This is a genomic window from Morococcus cerebrosus, assembly GCF_022749515.1.
GTDB classification, from domain to species: domain Bacteria; phylum Pseudomonadota; class Gammaproteobacteria; order Burkholderiales; family Neisseriaceae; genus Neisseria; species Neisseria cerebrosa.
Genome location: NZ_CP094242.1, coordinates 1696097 through 1712264, shown reverse-complemented (window position 1 = coordinate 1712264; position 16168 = coordinate 1696097). Strand labels below are relative to the sequence as shown.

The following is a 16168-nucleotide window of genomic DNA, read 5'->3' as shown; positions in this document are numbered from 1 at the left end:
GAAATCCGAATCCAAGGTCGTCTGAAAACCATTCCCCTTTAAAGGATAGCGGTTTTCAGACGACCTTTTTTATATAGAGGGTTAAATTTATTAGACCAGCACAGGGTATTACTTTGTTTTGATTTGAAGTTGACCCGCTATAGAAACCTACCATTCCGTTCAAATAGTCTTAAGTATATCAATCGAGTCCGTGCTAGAATAAAGCGTCTATCATTTCGATAAGCATCGATTATCTGCCTATTTCTTCAAAGGACTCTTATGAACACCTTAACAAAATTCGGCTTAGCATTATTCACCGCTACGGCATTGGCAGCCTGTGGCGACTCCGGAAAATCGGCTGACAGCAAACCCACTACCGTACAAACAGCCGAGGGCGAAGTTACCCTCTCCGGCAAATACGCCGAAATCATCAATAAATTCCCTGTTCCCGATCCCAAATTGGCAGAGCCGATCACCATTTCCGACAAAAAATCCCCGACCGGTTTGGAAGACCTGAAGAAATTCATGGAATATATCTCAGGAGCGGAAGCACAAAAAATTGCGCAAATGGCTTCCAAGCTACAACAAACTGCATTAAAAGGTGATGAAGCAGCCGCGCTTGCAGCTGTCAAAGAGTTGACACCCGCTCTTGATAAATACCTTCAAGATGCCGAGAAACTCAATATTCAAGATGCTGAAGTCAAAGCCGTTCTTGACCGTATGCTGCAAACAAGCAAAACAGCCAACGAAATGATCATCCTGTCCAGCGAAAATGCTTCTGCACTAAAGATTGACATGAAAGACAAAGAGGCTGTCCAATTCATGAAGGCATACCAAGACAAAACCCACAATATGGAAACGGTTTTACGCCAAGCCAATCAGGAAGTACAAAAAGCTGCTGAAGCTTTGGGTAAAAAATATGCCCAATAATCTGAGTTAAACTCCCCCAAAAGGTCGTCTGAAAACGCTACCGAAGCCGTTTCAGACGACCTTTTTGCAAACTGATTGATAACATATTAAAACCATATCCCAAGCCTGCCGAAATATGCCATAATAGCCACGCAGCGCGCTTTTGTGCCGCATTCGAAAAGAAAAACCTAACCTACAAGAGAATATCCCATGACTAGCAAAGCCACCATTATCTACACCCATACCGACGAAGCCCCCGCGCTGGCGACCCAATCCCTGCTGCCGATTGTGCAGGCGTTTACCCGCCATGCCGGTATCGAAGTCAAAACCAGCGATATTTCCCTGTCCGGCCGCATTCTGGCGGCGTTCCCCGAATATTTGACTGAAGCGCAGCGCGTACCCGATGCGCTTGCCGAGTTGGGCGAACTGGTGAAAAAACCCGACGCCAACGTGATCAAACTGCCGAACATCAGTGCGTCCGTACCGCAACTGACCGCCGCAATTAAAGAATTGCAGGCCAAAGGCTTTGCCGTCCCCGACTATCCCGCCGACCCGCAAACCGATGAAGAAAAAGCCGTGCGCGAACGTTACGACCGCATCAAAGGCAGCGCGGTCAACCCCGTTTTGCGCGAAGGCAACTCCGACCGCCGCGCGCCTAAAGCAGTGAAAAACTTTGCGAAAAAAAATCCGCACAGCATGGGCGCATGGACCAAAGATTCCAAAACCCACGTTGCCACCATGCAAAGCGGCGACTTTTTCCATAACGAACAATCCGTTACCGTACCCGATGCGACTTCCGTATCCATCGTGTTCACCGACAAACAAGGCAACAAGAAAGAGTTGCGCGAGCCCGTCGCCCTGAAAGCCGGCGAAATCATCGACGCGACCGTGATGAGCAAAAAAGCCCTGCTCGCCTTCCTTGCCGAGCAAGTAAAAGACGCGAAAGCAAAAGGCGTTTTGTTCTCGCTGCACATGAAAGCTACCATGATGAAAGTGTCCGACCCGATTATCTTCGGACACGCCGTCAAAGTGTTCTTCGCGCCTGTTTTTGAAAAATTCGGCGACAAACTGGCTGCCGCCGGCGTCAATGTCAACAACGGCTTCGGCAACCTGCTTGCCAATCTGGACAAACTGGATGCGGACACCCGCGCTGCCGTCGAAGCCGAAATCGCTGCCGTTTACGCTGCCAACCCCGATTTGGCGATGGTCGATTCCGACAAAGGCATTACCAACCTGCACGTTCCCAGCGATGTCATCGTCGATGCTTCCATGCCTGCGATGATTCGCAACTCCGGCCGTATGTGGGACAAAGACGGCAAAGCGCAAGACACCAAAGCCGTGATTCCCGACAGCAGCTACGCAGGCGTTTATCAAGCAACCATCGACTTCTGCCGCGAACACGGCGCGTTCGATCCGACAACCATGGGTACCGTTCCCAACGTCGGTCTGATGGCTCAGGCGGCCGAAGAATACGGTTCGCACAATAAAACCTTCGAAATCGAAGCTGACGGTCAAGTTCAAGTCATTGATGCGGCGGGAAAAGTCCTGATGCAGCACGACGTTGAAGCAGGCGACATCTGGCGTATGTGCCAAACCAAAGACGCGCCCGTCAAAGACTGGGTACAACTCGCCGTCAACCGCGCCCGCCTGAGCAACACGCCCGCCGTGTTCTGGCTCGACGAAAACCGTCCGCACGATAAAAGCCTGCTTGCCAAAGTCAAAGCCTACCTTGCCGAATTGGATACCAACGGCCTCGACATCCGCGTCCTCGCCCCCGAAGAAGCCGCCAAGTTCAGCCTGGGTCGTCTGAAAAACGGCGAAGACACCATTTCCGTAACCGGCAACGTCTTGCGCGATTATCTGACCGACCTGTTCCCGATTTTGGAACTCGGCACCAGCGCGAAAATGCTGTCCATCGTTCCATTGATGAACGGCGGCGGTATGTTTGAAACCGGCGCGGGCGGCTCCGCACCGAAACACGTCCAACAGTTCCTCGAAGAAAACCACCTGCGTTGGGACTCGCTGGGCGAATTCCTCGCGCTCGCCGTATCGTTTGAACATCTGGCGCAAAAAACCGGCAACACCAAAGCCCAAGTCCTCGCCGATACGCTCGATGCCGCCACCGAAAAACTGCTGTTGAACGACAAATCGCCCAAACGCAAAGCAGGCGAACTCGACAACCGCGGCAGCCATTTCTACCTCACCCTCTACTGGGCGCAAGAACTGGCAGCGCAAGATAAAGACGCAGAACTGAAAGCGGCATTTGCGCCGTTGGCAGAAACACTAACCGCCGACGAAGCGAAAATCGTTGCCGAGCTTTCCGCCGCACAAGGCAAAGCAGCCGACATCGGCGGCTACTATGCTCCCGACGCAGCCAAAGCCGCCCAAGCCATGCGCCCGAGCGAAACGTTCAATCAGGCATTGGCAAAGCTGTAAAAGCATTACGGTAAAGCTGTAAACATGAAAGGTCGTCTGAAAACCTGTATTTAAAGGTTTTCAGACGACCTTTTTGGTACTTAGCTTTTATACAGTTCTTATTTTTCGTCCTTGCAACGCCGGCTGAAAAACTGGTTTTGAATTTTACCGACGATTTGCCAATATCTCTTTATTGGGGTTTCCAATAAATTCCCGCTTGCGCGGAAATGATGGCTGGTGGCAGATAAGGGGTTAAAAAGAAGTGAACCTTGCCATTTGCTATAAAACCGGACTCAATAATCCTGCCTACGGATGAAAAGGGCTGTGATAAAATCTTTGCGTTTTCACCATCCCTTTCAGACGACCTTTTTATGTTGAACCCATCCCGAAAACTCGCCGAACTTGTCCGTATTTTGGAAGAGGGCGGCTATATTTTTGCCGGCGATCCCGTTCAGGCGACGGAGGCGTTGCGTCATGTCGAGGGCGGCGTGGAAGGAAAAATCATCCGCCGCGCGGAGATGATAGACAGAGACCGCCGGCTTCGGCATACCTTGGAACAAGTGCAGACCGGGTCGTTTTGGCTGTGGGTCGTGGCGGCGACGGTGATGTTCAGTACCGGCTTTTCCGGCACTTACCTTTTGATGGACAGCCAAGGGCTGAATTTCTTCCTGATTTTGGCGGGCGTGTTGGGCATGAATACGCTGATGTTGGCGGTATGGTTGGCAACGCTGTTCCTGCGTGTGAAAGTGGGGCGGTTTTTCAGCAGTCCCGCGACGTGGTTTCGGGGTAAAGACCCCGTCAATCAGGCGGTGTTTCGGCTGTATGCGGACGAATGGCGGCAGCCTTCGGCGCGTTGGATTGCCGGCGCGACTTCACACAGTCTATGGCTCTGCACATTGGGCGGGATGTTGGTGTCGGTCTTACTGCTGCTTTTGGTGCGTCAATATACGTTCAACTGGGAAAGCACGCTGTTGACCAATGCCGCTTCGGTGCGCGCGGTGGAAATGCTGGCATGGCTGCCGTCGAAACTCGGTTTCCCTGCACCTGATGCGCGGGCGGTGGTCGAAGGTCGTCTGAACGGCAACATCGCCGATGCGCGCGCGTGGTCGGGCTTGTTGGTCGGCAGCATTGCCTGCTACGGCATCCTGCCGCGCCTGCTGGCTTGGGCGGTATGCAAAATCTTTTTAAAAACAAGCCAAAGCAAGCTGGATTTGGAGAAACCTTATTATCAGGCGGTCATCCGCCGTTGGCAGAACAAAATCGTCGATGCGGACACGCGTCGGGAAACCGTGTCCGCCGTTTCCCCGAAAATCACCTTAAACGACGCGCCCAAGTGGGCAGTCATGCTGGAAACCGAATGGCACGAAGGCACATGGTTTGCGGGCAGGCTGGCGCAGGAATGGCTGGATAAAGGCGTGGCGGCGAATCGGGAAGAGGTTGCCGCTTTGGAGGCTGAATTGAAACAGAAACCCGCCCAGCTCCTCATCGGCGTGCGCGCGGAAACCGTCCCCGACCGCGGCGTGTTGCGGCAGATTGTCCGGCTTTCGGAAGCGGCGCAGGGCGGGGCGGTGGTACAGCTTTTGACGGAACGGACGCTTTCAGACGACCTGTCCGAAACATTGGACCACTGGCGCAACGCGCTGGCAGAGTGCGACGTGGCATGGCTGGAACCTGACAAAGCGGCGCAGGAAGGTCGTCTGAAAAACCAATAAACGTACTTGAAATGCCCTGTTAAGCCGCCATCCTGAAAAAGGTCGTCTGAAAATCCATTCTCTCAAAATATGATGAACAACCAACCCCTTTCCCTCGCCGTCGTCGGGCACACCAATACCGGCAAAACCTCGCTCCTGCGCACCCTGTTGCGCGACAGCGGGTTCGGCGAAGTCAAAAACGCTCCGTCCACCACGCGCCATGTTGAAGAAGCCGCGATTACCGACGGCGCCGACACGCTGCTGTACCTGTACGATACGCCCGGACTCGAAGACGCGGGCGGTGTTTTGGATTGGCTGGAAACCCACACGGATGCACGCGCCGACGGCATCGAGCGGCTGCAAAAGTTCCTCGACAGCCACGGCGCGCATCACGATTTCAACCAAGAAGCCAAAGTCCTGCGGCAGCTTCTGCAAAGCGACATGGCGTTGTACGTCATCGACGCGCGCGAACCCGTCCTCGACAAATATCGGGACGAATTGACCATCCTTTCATGGTGCGCCAAACCGGTCATGCCCGTGTTCAACTTTACCGGCGGGCAGCTTCCCGAAGCGTGGACAACCATGTTGGCGCGTCGCAATCTCCACGTTTTCGCAGGGTTCGACACCGTCGCCTTTGACTTTGAAGGCGAATTGAACCTCTGGAACAAGCTTGCCACCATGCTGCCGCAGCATGACATCATCGACCGCCTGACCGCTTCCCGCCGCCGCGAATGGACGCGTCTGGACAAAGAAGCGCGGCACGAAATCGCAGGTTTCCTGCTCGATGTGGCAGCCTTCACGCAGGAAATCGACGAAAACGACGACCCCGCGCCCGTCCTGCAAACCATGCAGGCAGAAATACGTCAGCTCGAACGACAGATGCAGCAGCGGCTGTTTGCCCTCTACCGCTTCTACCACAGCGAAATCGACGGCGGCGACTGGGTACCCAAAGCCTTCCATCAAGACCCGTTCGACAGCGAATTGCTCAAGCAATACGGCATCCGTACCGGCACGGGCGCGGCAACCGGCGCGCTCATCGGTTTGGGGCTGGACATCGCCACGCTCGGCGGTTCGCTCGGATTGGGTACGGCAATCGGCGGTTTTTTGGGCGGTATCCTGCCCAATACCCGCACCATTTCCGACAAGCTCACCGGTCGCCAAACCCTGCACACCGACCCCGAAACCCTGACCCTGCTCGCCGCCCGCGCCCTCGATTTGCTCCACATCCTGCAAACGCGCGGCCATGCGGCGCAATCGCAAGTCGAGTTGCACAGCCGCAAAGCGCCCTGGACGCCGGACAAACTCCCGTCCGAACTCAACAAAGCGCGCAGCAGGTGGAAATGGTCGTCCCTCAACACCCACCTCCCCGAAACCAGCCGCGCCGAGCGCGAGGAATATACGGAAAGTTTGAGTAGGAAATTGGGGGGATAACGAATCAAAGGCCGTCTGAAACCTTAACTCAAGGCTTTCAGACGACCTTTGCCATATCAGCAACCTCACCTACTCTATAAGTGTAGCGGGTTGAGAATCTAAAACGCCGCCGCGTGGATTTTACCCGTAGCAACACCATACCGAATTGAAAAAGGTCGTCTGAAAAGTCGAAATATAGGTTTGAGGAAGCTTGCTATATCCGTTTTCAGACGACCTTTTTACAAAGACAGTGCATTGCGCCGTCAAACTTTCGTGTAACGAGACAAACCCAAATCATCGCTGTGGATTTCGGTTTCCTTACCGCAGACTATATCGGCGGCCAGCTTGGCAGAGCCGAGCGACATAGTCCAACCTAAAGTCCCGTGTCCTGTGTTCAGAAACAGGTTTTCCAATGGTGTTTTGCCGATGAGCGGCGTGCTGTCGGGCGTCATCGGCCGTAACCCGCTCCAAAATTCCGCCTGCTGCAAATCTCCGCCGCCCGGGAAAAGGTCGTTGACGACCAATGCCAAAGTAGCACGGCGTTTTTCAGATAAATGCAATCCGTAACCTGACAACTCCGCCATACCGCCGACGCGGATGCGTTTGTCGAAGCGGGTGATGGCAACTTTGTATGTTTCATCAAGAACGGTGGAAACCGGTGCTTTTTCATCATGAACGACAGGGAGGGTCAATGAATAGCCTTTTACCGGATAAATCGGCAAATCCCAGCCCAAATCCTCCAAAACCGTTCTGCTGAAACAGCCTAAGGCGCATACGAATGCGTCTGCCTCAAACTGTCCTTGGTCGGTTTCAACGGCAGTAATGCGGTGTCGGTCGTGTATGATGCGGCGTATGTGATGTCCGAATTCAAAACGCACGCCTTTCTGTATGCACAAATCGCGCAGTTTTCGGGTAAACAGACGGCAATCGCCGGTGGCATCGGCAGGAAGGTGTAATCCGCCTGCGATTTTAGGTAAAGCATGGTGTAGCGCGGGTTCGAATTCCAAACATTCTTCAGGTTTCAGACGACGTAGGGGAACGCCGTAACGTTCTAAAACGGCAATGTCTTTTTCAGCCGCGGCAACTTCTTTTTGCGTGCGGAAGATTTGCAAAGTACCCTTGTTCCTACCTTCAAAATCAATGTTTTCCTGTTCTTTAAAAAGACGGAACATTTCACGGCTGTATTCCGAAATCCGAACCATCCTCTCTTTATTGATTTGATAACGCTCCGCCGTACAGTTGTCCAGCATTTGTTTGAGCCAGCATATTTGAAACAGGCTTCCGTCGGGTTGAAAAATTAAGGGCGAGTGTTGCTTGAACATCCACTTCAAGGCCTTGAGCGGAATACCCGGAGCCGCCCAAGGCGTGGTGTAGCCGTAAGAGAGCTGCCCGGCATTGGCAAAGCTGGTTTCCATTGCCACATCGTCGGCGCGGTCGATGACGGTTACGTCATGCCCTTCGGAAGCCAAATACCATGCGGTTGAAACTCCGGCGATACCTGCGCCCAAAACAATCAGCTTCATATCTTCTCCTTAAAATTTAAATTATTTTTAATTATGAATGGCTAGTTTAGGATATTTTTATTAGAGATATTCACTTTATTTTTAATAATTTCGTATGTATTATCCCTATTTAATGACATTCAAAAGGAAAAGCATCATGAAAGAACTGGATAAAACCGATCTGAAAATTTTAAAATTTCTGCAACAAAACGCCCGGATACCGATGACGGAGCTGGCGGAGAAAGTGGGGCTTTCGACTACGCCTGTTACCGAGCGCGTCAAACGGTTGGAGCGCGATAATTTCATTACCGGCTATCACGCCCGTCTCAATCCGAATTTATTGGGCAAAGGATTGTTGATTTTTGTCGAATTGAAGCTGCGTTCGAAGTCAGGCAATATTTTTGAAGATTTTCGTCGGGAAGTCATGAGGATTCCGCAAATTTTGGAATGCCACTTGGTATCGGGCGAATACGATTATCTGATTAAAGTCCGCCTGCCCGATATGTCGGCCTATCGGGATATGTTGGGCAATATTTTACTGCACCTGCCTGCCGCGGCGGAAAGCCGAAGTTATGTGGTGATGGAGGAAGTAAAAGAAGAAACGGTATTGGATTTGGATTGAGTGTAGGACAGAAGCCAAGATTAGAATAATTACACTGGTAGATAGTAGATAGGGAAATATGAAATATTGTAACTTCTTTGCTTATATCATTAGATTGAAAGAAAAAAGCAAAAAAAATGCACACATCAATAAGATGTGTGCCAAGTCTACAAAGGAGAAATAGAGGAGAAACTATTAACTGACTACTCGAACCAGCTAACGGGACGAATTATGCGCTTTAAGCGGAAGTAATGCAAGTTTTTTCTTGTAAAGTTTCTCTTTGATTGTTGTATTTTTGTATTTTGTAGTTATATTCCATGATAAAAGAATATAGAGTGAGTAATATAACGACAAGAACAAGCTCTTTAATTTAAATTTAAGCCAAAAAGGTCGTCTGAAACTTTCAGACGGCCTTTTCATGATTGCTCATTTAAATTATGCATTGCCGCGTTTCGGATCGTTCGGGCGCAGTTGGGCGGCGAGTTTGTCGAGGATGCCGTTGACGAATTTGTGCCCGTCGGTGCCGCCGAAGGTTTTGGTCACTTCGATGGCTTCGTTGATGATGACGGGGTAGGGGGTTTCGGGCATCGCGCTCAATTCGTGACATGCCATCAGCAGAACGGCGCGTTCGATGGGGCTGAGGTCTTTTTCGTCGCGGTCGAGCAGGGGGCGGATTTGCTGGATGTATTCGGCGGCGTGGGTGTGCGTGCCGAAGAAGAGTTTGTTGAACAGCTCTTCGTCCGCTTTGGCGAAGTCGGGCTGGTCTTGGATGTTTTTAGCGATTTCGGGGGCGGCGGTGTTGTTGATGCCGGCTTGGTAGAGGGCTTGTACGGCTAACTCGCGGGCGCGGCGGCGTGGGGTTTTCATGGGGATTCCTTCGTTGGCGGCACGGTAGGTGCGGTAATGAATGTTTCAGACGACCTCTGTCGGATGACGGGTCGTCTGAAAACGGTTTGTCCGGCAGACGGGGCGAAACCGGAATGTGGCAAAGCTATGGGTTTCGCGTTCGGGCTTATTCTTCTTCGTCGTCAAACTGCTCTTCGATCAGATGGTTGACAAGGTTGGCACACTCGACGGCGACTTTGGCGGCGTCGGCGGCTTTTTCTTCAATGCGCGCGACGGCTTGTTCGTCGTTTTCGGTGGTCAGGATGGCATTGGCGATGGGGATGTTGTAGTCGAGTCCGACACGGGTTACGCCTGAACCGGATTCGTTGGAAACGAGTTCGAAGTGGTAGGTTTCGCCGCGGATGACGACGCCGATGGCAATCAGCGCGTCGTATTGCTCGGAGGCTGCCATGTTTTGCAGGACGAGCGGTACTTCGAGCGCGCCGGGTACGGTGGCAATGGTGATGTTGTCGTCGGCTACGCCCAATTCTTGCAGGGTGCGGCAGCAGACTTTGAGCATTTCGCTGCCGATTTCGTTGGTAAAGCGGGCTTGTACGATGCCGATGCGCAGGTGTGCGCCGTCGAGGTTCGGGGCGATGATGTTCATGGTGTTTCCTTGTATTTTGAGCGGTAAACGGGTTTTCAGACGACGTTTGGCTTTTCTGAAAACGATATTGGGGATTTATTCCTGCGGCTGCCAGTCGGCAACGGCTTGAAACTCGCCGTCTTCGCCGATTTCCCATGCGCTGCCTTCGGGTTGGGTTATCAGCGCGGCGATGGCGGGATTGGATTGGGTGATTTCGGAAAGGCTGACGACGCTGAAATTGTCGGGATCGTCGGTGTATTCGTCGGTCTCGTCGCCGCTGAAGAAGCGCCAGCCGCTGTCGTTTTCGAAAACGGGGGCTTCGCGGTAGAGGAAGCCGACGGGTTCGCCTTGTTTGGCTACCGTATTGGTCACGATGCAGCGGTCGAGGGCGGCTGAGAGGGCTTGGGCAAATTTATTCATTGCGGTGTGTGCATGCCGTAAAAATTGTGCGGATTTTATCATGATTAGGGCAGCCTCTGCACCGTGTATCTTTATAGTGGATTAACTTTAAATCAGGACAAGGCGACGAAGCCGCAGACAGTACAGATAGTACGGCAAGGCGAGGTAACGCCGTACTGGTTTAAAGTTAATCCACTATATATTTGCCGCTTATGGTTTGATGGTACAATGCTGGTCGTCTGAAACGCGCTGAACTGTGTTTCAGACGACTGTTGCAGCCCTAAAGTGTTTCCGTATTTGCATGAAGTGCCGAAACGCATTCGGGTTGGTTTGGGAGGCTGAATTTTTGCCGCCTCCCACCCGATACGCCGAAGCAAGAAGAAAGATAAACGTCCTCATGAAAACAGATGTGTTAAAACAGCAGGCGCATGCCGCCATTCAGAATAAACTGGGTTACCATTTCAAAGATACCGCGCTTTTGCAGCAGGCGCTGACCCACCGCAGCTACCATGCGAAAAACAACGAACGTTTCGAGTTCGTCGGCGATTCGATTTTGAACTACACCGTCGCCAAAATGTTGTTTGACGCGTTCCCCAAGCTGACCGAAGGCGAGTTGTCGCGTTTGCGCGCGAGCTTGGTCAATGAAGGCGTGTTGGCGGAAATCGCTTTGGAAATGAATGTCGGCGACGGGCTTTATTTGGGTGCGGGCGAGTTGAAAAGTGGCGGATTCAGACGACCCTCCATCCTTGCCGATGCTATGGAAGCGATGTTTGCCGCCGTCAGCTTTGATGCGGATTTCGCCGAGGCGGAGAAAGTGGTGCGGCACTTGTTCGCCGAACGCGTCAAACGTGCCGATTTCAAAACGCAGGGCAAAGACAACAAAACCGCCCTGCAAGAAGCCCTCCAAGCCCGCCGCCTTGCCTTGCCCAAATACCGCATCGAGGAACAAATCGGTCATGCCAATGACAGTATGTTCCTGATTTCATGCGACTTGGGCGAACTCGGTTTTATCTGCAAAGCACAAGGCAGCAGCCGCAAGGTTGCCGAGCAGCAAGCCGCCAAAGAAGCGCTGCAATGGCTCGAGCAACACCACCCTTTGAAAAAAGCAAAAAAATAGCCGATTTATTTTTCAGACGACCTAGGGTCTGACGACATTCAATAGTTTCCATGTTTTTTTTATCGCCAAAGCGGCATCTTCCGCTTTGTGAACAAAAATCCACTTGGACAATTAAATCTCGACAGCCCCTATGACAAGACGAAAAGGTCGTCTGAAACGTCAAACAGAAAGCCATCATGGACATCGAAACCTTCCTGCAAAACGAATCCAACCACCCCGCCGACTACCGCTGCGGCTTCGTTGCCATCGTCGGCCGCCCCAACGTCGGCAAATCCACGCTGATGAACCACCTCATCGGGCAAAAAATCAGCATCACCAGCAAAAAAGCCCAAACCACGCGCAACCGCGTTACCGGTATTTATACCGACGACACCGCCCAATTCGTTTTCGTCGATACCCCCGGTTTCCAAACCAAACACCGCAACGCCCTAAACGACCGCCTCAATCAAAACGTAACCGAAGCGTTGAGCGGCGTCGATGCCGTCGTTTTCGTCGTCGAAGCCATGCGCTTTACCGATGCCGACCGTATCGTGATGAAACAGTTGCCCACAAACACGCCCGTTATCCTCGTTATCAACAAAATCGACAAAAACAAAGCGGGCAATGGCGGTTTGCAGGAATTTATCGACCAAATCAGCGCAGAATTCAAATTTGCAGGACATGAAACCGTCAGCGCCAAACACGGATTGGGCATCGCCAACCTGCTCGCGCGCCTCAGACCTTACCTGCCCCAAAGCGTGCCGATGTATCCGGAAGAAATGGTGACCGACCGTTCCAGCCGTTTCCTCGCCACCGAAATCGTGCGCGAAAAACTGTTCCGCTACCTCGGCGAAGAGCTGCCCTACGCCATGAACGTGGAAATCGAACAATTCGAAGAAGAGGAAAACGGCCTCTACCGAATCTACATCGCCGTATTGGTCGATAAAGACAGCCAAAAAGCCATCCTGATCGGCAAAGGTGGGGAGAAACTGAAAAAAATCTCCACAGAAGCCCGCCTCGATATGGAAAAACTGTTTGATACCAAAGTGTTTTTAAAGGTTTGGGTTAAGGTCAAATCAGGCTGGGCGGACGACGTGCGTTTCCTGAGGGAATTGGGTTTGTAGGTCGTCTGAAAATACTGCGATTGATTGTTTACACTGGATTTAATCTATGTCTGTTTATACTAATATTTCTGATGAGCAAATACGGGAATTTTTGTCAGATTACGATCTGGGAGAATTTGTTTCGCTGCAAGGCATTGCGCAGGGAATTACCAACAGTAATTACTTTTTGAATACTTCTAAAGGCAGCTATGTTTTAACTGTATTTGAAGTGCTGCGTCAGGATGAATTGCCATTTTTCTTGAATCTGAACCAACATTTGAGCGGTAAAGACGTGGCTTGTCCAAGTCCGATTGTACGAAAAGATGGCAAGCTGGATTCAGTATTAGCAGGTAAACCGGCTTGCGTTGTTACAAGATTAAACGGTGCGGATACCGCATGGGCGACCGAGATGCAGTGTTTTAACACGGGCGCTATGTTGGCCAAAATGCATTTGGCAGTTCAAGATTTTCCTGAAAAAATGGAAAATCCCCGGTACAACAGATGGTGGAAGCAAGCTTATGAACAATTATTGCCACAGTTGAATGAGGCTGATGCCCGGTTGTTGGGTAAGGAAATTTCAGATTTGGAAAACAATCTCGGCGGTCATTTGCCATCCGGCATCATTCATGCCGATTTATTTAAAGACAACGTTTTGTTGGATGGTGAAAATGTGGCCGGGTTCATCGATTTCTATTATGCATGTAATGGAAATTTCATGTATGACTTGGCAATCGCAGTGAATGATTGGTCGAGAACTTCTGACAGCAAGTTGGATGCCGAGTTATGCAAAGCGTTTATTGACGGTTATGAAAGCATTCGTCCGCTATCTGATGCGGAGAAGGAATATTTTCCTGTGGCGCAGCGGGCTGGGTGCGTACGCTTTTGGGTATCAAGACTGTTAGATTTTCATTTTCCCCAAGAGGGTGAGATGACTTTTATCAAAGATCCAAATGTTTTTAGGGATTTGTTGTTAAGTCTGAACTGAATTTGGATATGTTGTAGCGATTTCAAAGGTCGTCTGAAATTGATTTCAGACGACCTTTGCTGTTGATTGAGTTTGGTTTGAGAATATTTTGAAATAAAAGTTTTTGAATTTCAGTTTGTTGTCGGTTTTTGTGGAATTTTTTGTTGTTTGGGAGTTGACGGTTTTTTGGGAGGGGGGTATAGTTCGGTTCTTCGCTGCTTCGGCGGTGGTTGAACGAACTGATAAGTATATCACAGTTGGTCTGATTTTTCGAGGTTTTAAGAAAAGTTTTGATTGACAATGATTTGAAATGCTTTATAATTCGTTTTCGCTCTTTAACAAAACAGATTACCGATAAGTGTGAGTGCGACAGCCTCACACTGTTTGAAAGACAGACAAGATGATGTTTTAGACATTGTCCTGTCGGTTTCTTTGAAGCAGACCAGAAGTTAAAAAGTTAGAGATTGAACATAAGAGTTTGATCCTGGCTCAGATTGAACGCTGGCGGCATGCTTTACACATGCAAGTCGGACGGCAGCACAGAGAAGCTTGCTTCTTGGGTGGCGAGTGGCGAACGGGTGAGTAACATATCGGAACGTACCGAGCAGTGGGGGATAACTAATCGAAAGATTAGCTAATACCGCATATATTCTGAGGAAGAAAGCAGGGGACCATTTGGCCTTGCGCTGTTTGAGCGGCCGATATCTGATTAGCTAGTTGGTGGGGTAAAGGCCTACCAAGGCGACGATCAGTAGCGGGTCTGAGAGGATGATCCGCCACACTGGGACTGAGACACGGCCCAGACTCCTACGGGAGGCAGCAGTGGGGAATTTTGGACAATGGGCGAAAGCCTGATCCAGCCATGCCGCGTGTCTGAAGAAGGCCTTCGGGTTGTAAAGGACTTTTGTCAGGGAAGAAAAGGGCGGGGTTAATACCCCTGTCTGATGACGGTACCTGAAGAATAAGCACCGGCTAACTACGTGCCAGCAGCCGCGGTAATACGTAGGGTGCGAGCGTTAATCGGAATTACTGGGCGTAAAGCGGGCGCAGACGGTTACTTAAGCAGGATGTGAAATCCCCGGGCTCAACCTGGGAACTGCGTTCTGAACTGGGTGACTAGAGTGTGTCAGAGGGAGGTAGAATTCCACGTGTAGCAGTGAAATGCGTAGAGATGTGGAGGAATACCGATGGCGAAGGCAGCCTCCTGGGATAACACTGACGTTCATGCCCGAAAGCGTGGGTAGCAAACAGGATTAGATACCCTGGTAGTCCACGCCCTAAACGATGTCGATTAGCTGTTGGGCAGCATGACTGCTTAGTAGCGAAGCTAACGCGTGAAATCGACCGCCTGGGGAGTACGGTCGCAAGATTAAAACTCAAAGGAATTGACGGGGACCCGCACAAGCGGTGGATGATGTGGATTAATTCGATGCAACGCGAAGAACCTTACCTGGTCTTGACATGTACGGAATCCTCCAGAGACGGAGGAGTGCCTTCGGGAGCCGTAACACAGGTGCTGCATGGCTGTCGTCAGCTCGTGTCGTGAGATGTTGGGTTAAGTCCCGCAACGAGCGCAACCCTTGTCATTAGTTGCCATCATTAAGTTGGGCACTCTAATGAGACTGCCGGTGACAAGCCGGAGGAAGGTGGGGATGACGTCAAGTCCTCATGGCCCTTATGACCAGGGCTTCACACGTCATACAATGGTCGGTACAGAGGGTAGCCAAGCCGCGAGGTGGAGCCAATCTCACAAAACCGATCGTAGTCCGGATTGCACTCTGCAACTCGAGTGCATGAAGTCGGAATCGCTAGTAATCGCAGGTCAGCATACTGCGGTGAATACGTTCCCGGGTCTTGTACACACCGCCCGTCACACCATGGGAGTGGGGGATACCAGAAGTAGGTAGGGTAACCGCAAGGAGCCCGCTTACCACGGTATGCTTCATGACTGGGGTGAAGTCGTAACAAGGTAGCCGTAGGGGAACCTGCGGCTGGATCACCTCCTTTCTAGAGAAAGAAGAGGCTGTCGTATTCACACTTATCGGTAAACTGTAGAAGATGCGGAAAAATGCTTGAGTGAAGACAAGATTCGCTTAAGAAGAGAATCCGGGTTTGTAGCTCAGCTGGTTAGAGCACACGCTTGATAAGCGTGGGGTCGGAGGTTCAAGTCCTCCCAGACCCACCAAGAACGGGGGCATAGCTCAGTTGGTAGAGCACCTGCTTTGCAAGCAGGGGGTCATCGGTTCGATCCCGTTTGCCTCCACCAATACTTTCCAAATCAAAGCGAGTTAAAAGGCAGTGTAACTGCTTTCTTTTTTTCTAAAGAGAAGTCTGCTGACGAATCAGTTTGACGGAAAAAGAAAGGCTGCTATAATAATCAGCTCATTTTGATTTGCGAAGTAAATAGCAATATTGAACGCATCGATCTTTAACAAATTGGAAAGCCGAAATCAACAAACAAAGACAATGTGTCTGTTTTTGATGATTGACCGATTGCAAACGGTCAGTTGTCTCCTGAACAGGAAAAGAAAAACAGGTACAGTATTTGGGTGATGATTGTATCGACTTAATCCCGAAAGACAAAAGGCGGGATTAAGACACAACAAGCAGTAAGCTTTATCAGAGTAG

At 51.0% G+C, this 16168-nt stretch carries 12 protein-coding genes, 2 tRNA genes, 1 rRNA gene and 1 pseudogene; 12 read left to right on the top strand and 4 right to left on the bottom strand.

Annotation, left to right across the window (positions count from 1 at the left end):
- The first annotated feature begins 258 nt into the window (after positions 1 to 258).
- From MON37_RS08100 to MON37_RS08085, 4 genes are all read left to right on the top strand, one after another.
- Positions 259 to 909, top strand: a complete 651-nt coding sequence (locus tag MON37_RS08100) for a hypothetical protein (RefSeq protein WP_039410530.1) — start codon at positions 259 to 261, stop codon at positions 907 to 909.
- A 189-nt stretch (positions 910 to 1098) separates the two neighbouring features.
- A complete protein-coding gene (locus MON37_RS08095) occupies positions 1099 to 3324 on the top strand; it encodes an NADP-dependent isocitrate dehydrogenase (RefSeq protein ID WP_039410528.1) in 2226 nt (741 codons plus the stop codon).
- A gap of 350 nt (positions 3325 to 3674) precedes the next feature.
- Positions 3675 to 5015, top strand: a complete 1341-nt coding sequence (locus MON37_RS08090; RefSeq protein ID WP_039410526.1) for a DUF2868 domain-containing protein — start codon at positions 3675 to 3677, stop codon at positions 5013 to 5015.
- Between the two features lie 72 nt (positions 5016 to 5087).
- Positions 5088 to 6425, top strand: coding sequence for a DUF3482 domain-containing protein (locus tag MON37_RS08085; protein WP_141764168.1), 1338 nt, complete (start codon positions 5088 to 5090; stop codon positions 6423 to 6425).
- A 242-nt stretch (positions 6426 to 6667) separates the two neighbouring features.
- On the opposite strand, the gene MON37_RS08080 is transcribed toward MON37_RS08085, so the two are convergent.
- On the bottom strand, positions 6668 to 7927 hold the full coding sequence (locus tag MON37_RS08080) for a D-amino acid dehydrogenase (RefSeq protein WP_039410522.1): 1260 nt from the start codon (positions 7925 to 7927) through the stop codon (positions 6668 to 6670).
- Positions 7928 to 8063: 136 nt separating this feature from the next.
- Between MON37_RS08080 and MON37_RS08075 the strand changes: the two genes are divergently transcribed.
- Entirely contained in the window at positions 8064 to 8528 is a 465-nt protein-coding gene (locus MON37_RS08075; protein ID WP_080613830.1) for a winged helix-turn-helix transcriptional regulator, read from the top strand.
- 414 nt (positions 8529 to 8942) lie between these two features.
- Here MON37_RS08075 and nusB read toward each other — a convergent pair whose 3' ends face one another.
- From nusB to MON37_RS08060, 3 genes are all read right to left on the bottom strand, one after another.
- Positions 8943 to 9374, bottom strand: a complete 432-nt coding sequence (gene nusB / locus MON37_RS08070; protein WP_003758641.1) for a transcription antitermination factor NusB — start codon at positions 9372 to 9374, stop codon at positions 8943 to 8945.
- Between the two features lie 145 nt (positions 9375 to 9519).
- A complete protein-coding gene (ribH, locus tag MON37_RS08065; protein ID WP_039410520.1) occupies positions 9520 to 9999 on the bottom strand; it encodes a 6,7-dimethyl-8-ribityllumazine synthase in 480 nt (159 codons plus the stop codon).
- Between the two features lie 75 nt (positions 10000 to 10074).
- Entirely contained in the window at positions 10075 to 10398 is a 324-nt protein-coding gene (locus tag MON37_RS08060; protein ID WP_003765484.1) for a DUF2185 domain-containing protein, read from the bottom strand.
- Positions 10399 to 10470: 72 nt separating this feature from the next.
- Between MON37_RS08060 and MON37_RS08055 the strand changes: the two are divergent.
- From MON37_RS08055 to MON37_RS08025, 7 genes and pseudogenes are all read left to right on the top strand, one after another.
- A pseudogene (locus tag MON37_RS08055) lies at positions 10471 to 10608 on the top strand (IS5/IS1182 family transposase); the annotation flags it as partial.
- A gap of 166 nt (positions 10609 to 10774) precedes the next feature.
- Complete coding sequence (gene rnc, locus MON37_RS08050; protein ID WP_003758637.1) at positions 10775 to 11494, top strand: ribonuclease III; 720 nt, start codon at positions 10775 to 10777, stop codon at positions 11492 to 11494.
- Positions 11495 to 11670: 176 nt separating this feature from the next.
- Positions 11671 to 12597, top strand: coding sequence for a GTPase Era (gene era / locus MON37_RS08045; RefSeq protein ID WP_039410517.1), 927 nt, complete (start codon positions 11671 to 11673; stop codon positions 12595 to 12597).
- 46 nt (positions 12598 to 12643) lie between these two features.
- Positions 12644 to 13561, top strand: coding sequence for a homoserine kinase (gene thrB / locus MON37_RS08040; RefSeq protein ID WP_039410513.1), 918 nt, complete (start codon positions 12644 to 12646; stop codon positions 13559 to 13561).
- A 445-nt stretch (positions 13562 to 14006) separates the two neighbouring features.
- A 16S ribosomal RNA gene (locus MON37_RS08035) occupies positions 14007 to 15547 on the top strand.
- A 101-nt stretch (positions 15548 to 15648) separates the two neighbouring features.
- A tRNA-Ile gene (locus MON37_RS08030) sits at positions 15649 to 15725 on the top strand.
- A 5-nt stretch (positions 15726 to 15730) separates the two neighbouring features.
- A tRNA-Ala gene (locus MON37_RS08025) sits at positions 15731 to 15806 on the top strand.
- Positions 15807 to 16168: the final 362 nt, after the last annotated feature.

Bases quoted from the DNA above. Each gene is read 5' to 3' on its own strand.
- MON37_RS08100 (WP_039410530.1), top strand. From the start codon at position 259: ATGAACACCTTAACAAAATTCGGCTTAGCATTATTCACCGCTACGGCA.
- MON37_RS08095 (WP_039410528.1), top strand. From the start codon at position 1,099: ATGACTAGCAAAGCCACCATTATCTACACCCATACCGACGAAGCCCCC.
- MON37_RS08090 (WP_039410526.1), top strand. From the start codon at position 3,675: ATGTTGAACCCATCCCGAAAACTCGCCGAACTTGTCCGTATTTTGGAA.
- MON37_RS08085 (WP_141764168.1), top strand. From the start codon at position 5,088: ATGAACAACCAACCCCTTTCCCTCGCCGTCGTCGGGCACACCAATACC.
- MON37_RS08080 (WP_039410522.1), bottom strand. From the start codon at position 7,927: ATGAAGCTGATTGTTTTGGGCGCAGGTATCGCCGGAGTTTCAACCGCA.
- MON37_RS08075 (WP_080613830.1), top strand. From the start codon at position 8,064: ATGAAAGAACTGGATAAAACCGATCTGAAAATTTTAAAATTTCTGCAA.
- nusB (WP_003758641.1), bottom strand. From the start codon at position 9,374: ATGAAAACCCCACGCCGCCGCGCCCGCGAGTTAGCCGTACAAGCCCTC.
- ribH (WP_039410520.1), bottom strand. From the start codon at position 9,999: ATGAACATCATCGCCCCGAACCTCGACGGCGCACACCTGCGCATCGGC.
- MON37_RS08060 (WP_003765484.1), bottom strand. From the start codon at position 10,398: ATGAATAAATTTGCCCAAGCCCTCTCAGCCGCCCTCGACCGCTGCATC.
- rnc (WP_003758637.1), top strand. From the start codon at position 10,775: ATGAAAACAGATGTGTTAAAACAGCAGGCGCATGCCGCCATTCAGAAT.
- era (WP_039410517.1), top strand. From the start codon at position 11,671: ATGGACATCGAAACCTTCCTGCAAAACGAATCCAACCACCCCGCCGAC.
- thrB (WP_039410513.1), top strand. From the start codon at position 12,644: ATGTCTGTTTATACTAATATTTCTGATGAGCAAATACGGGAATTTTTG.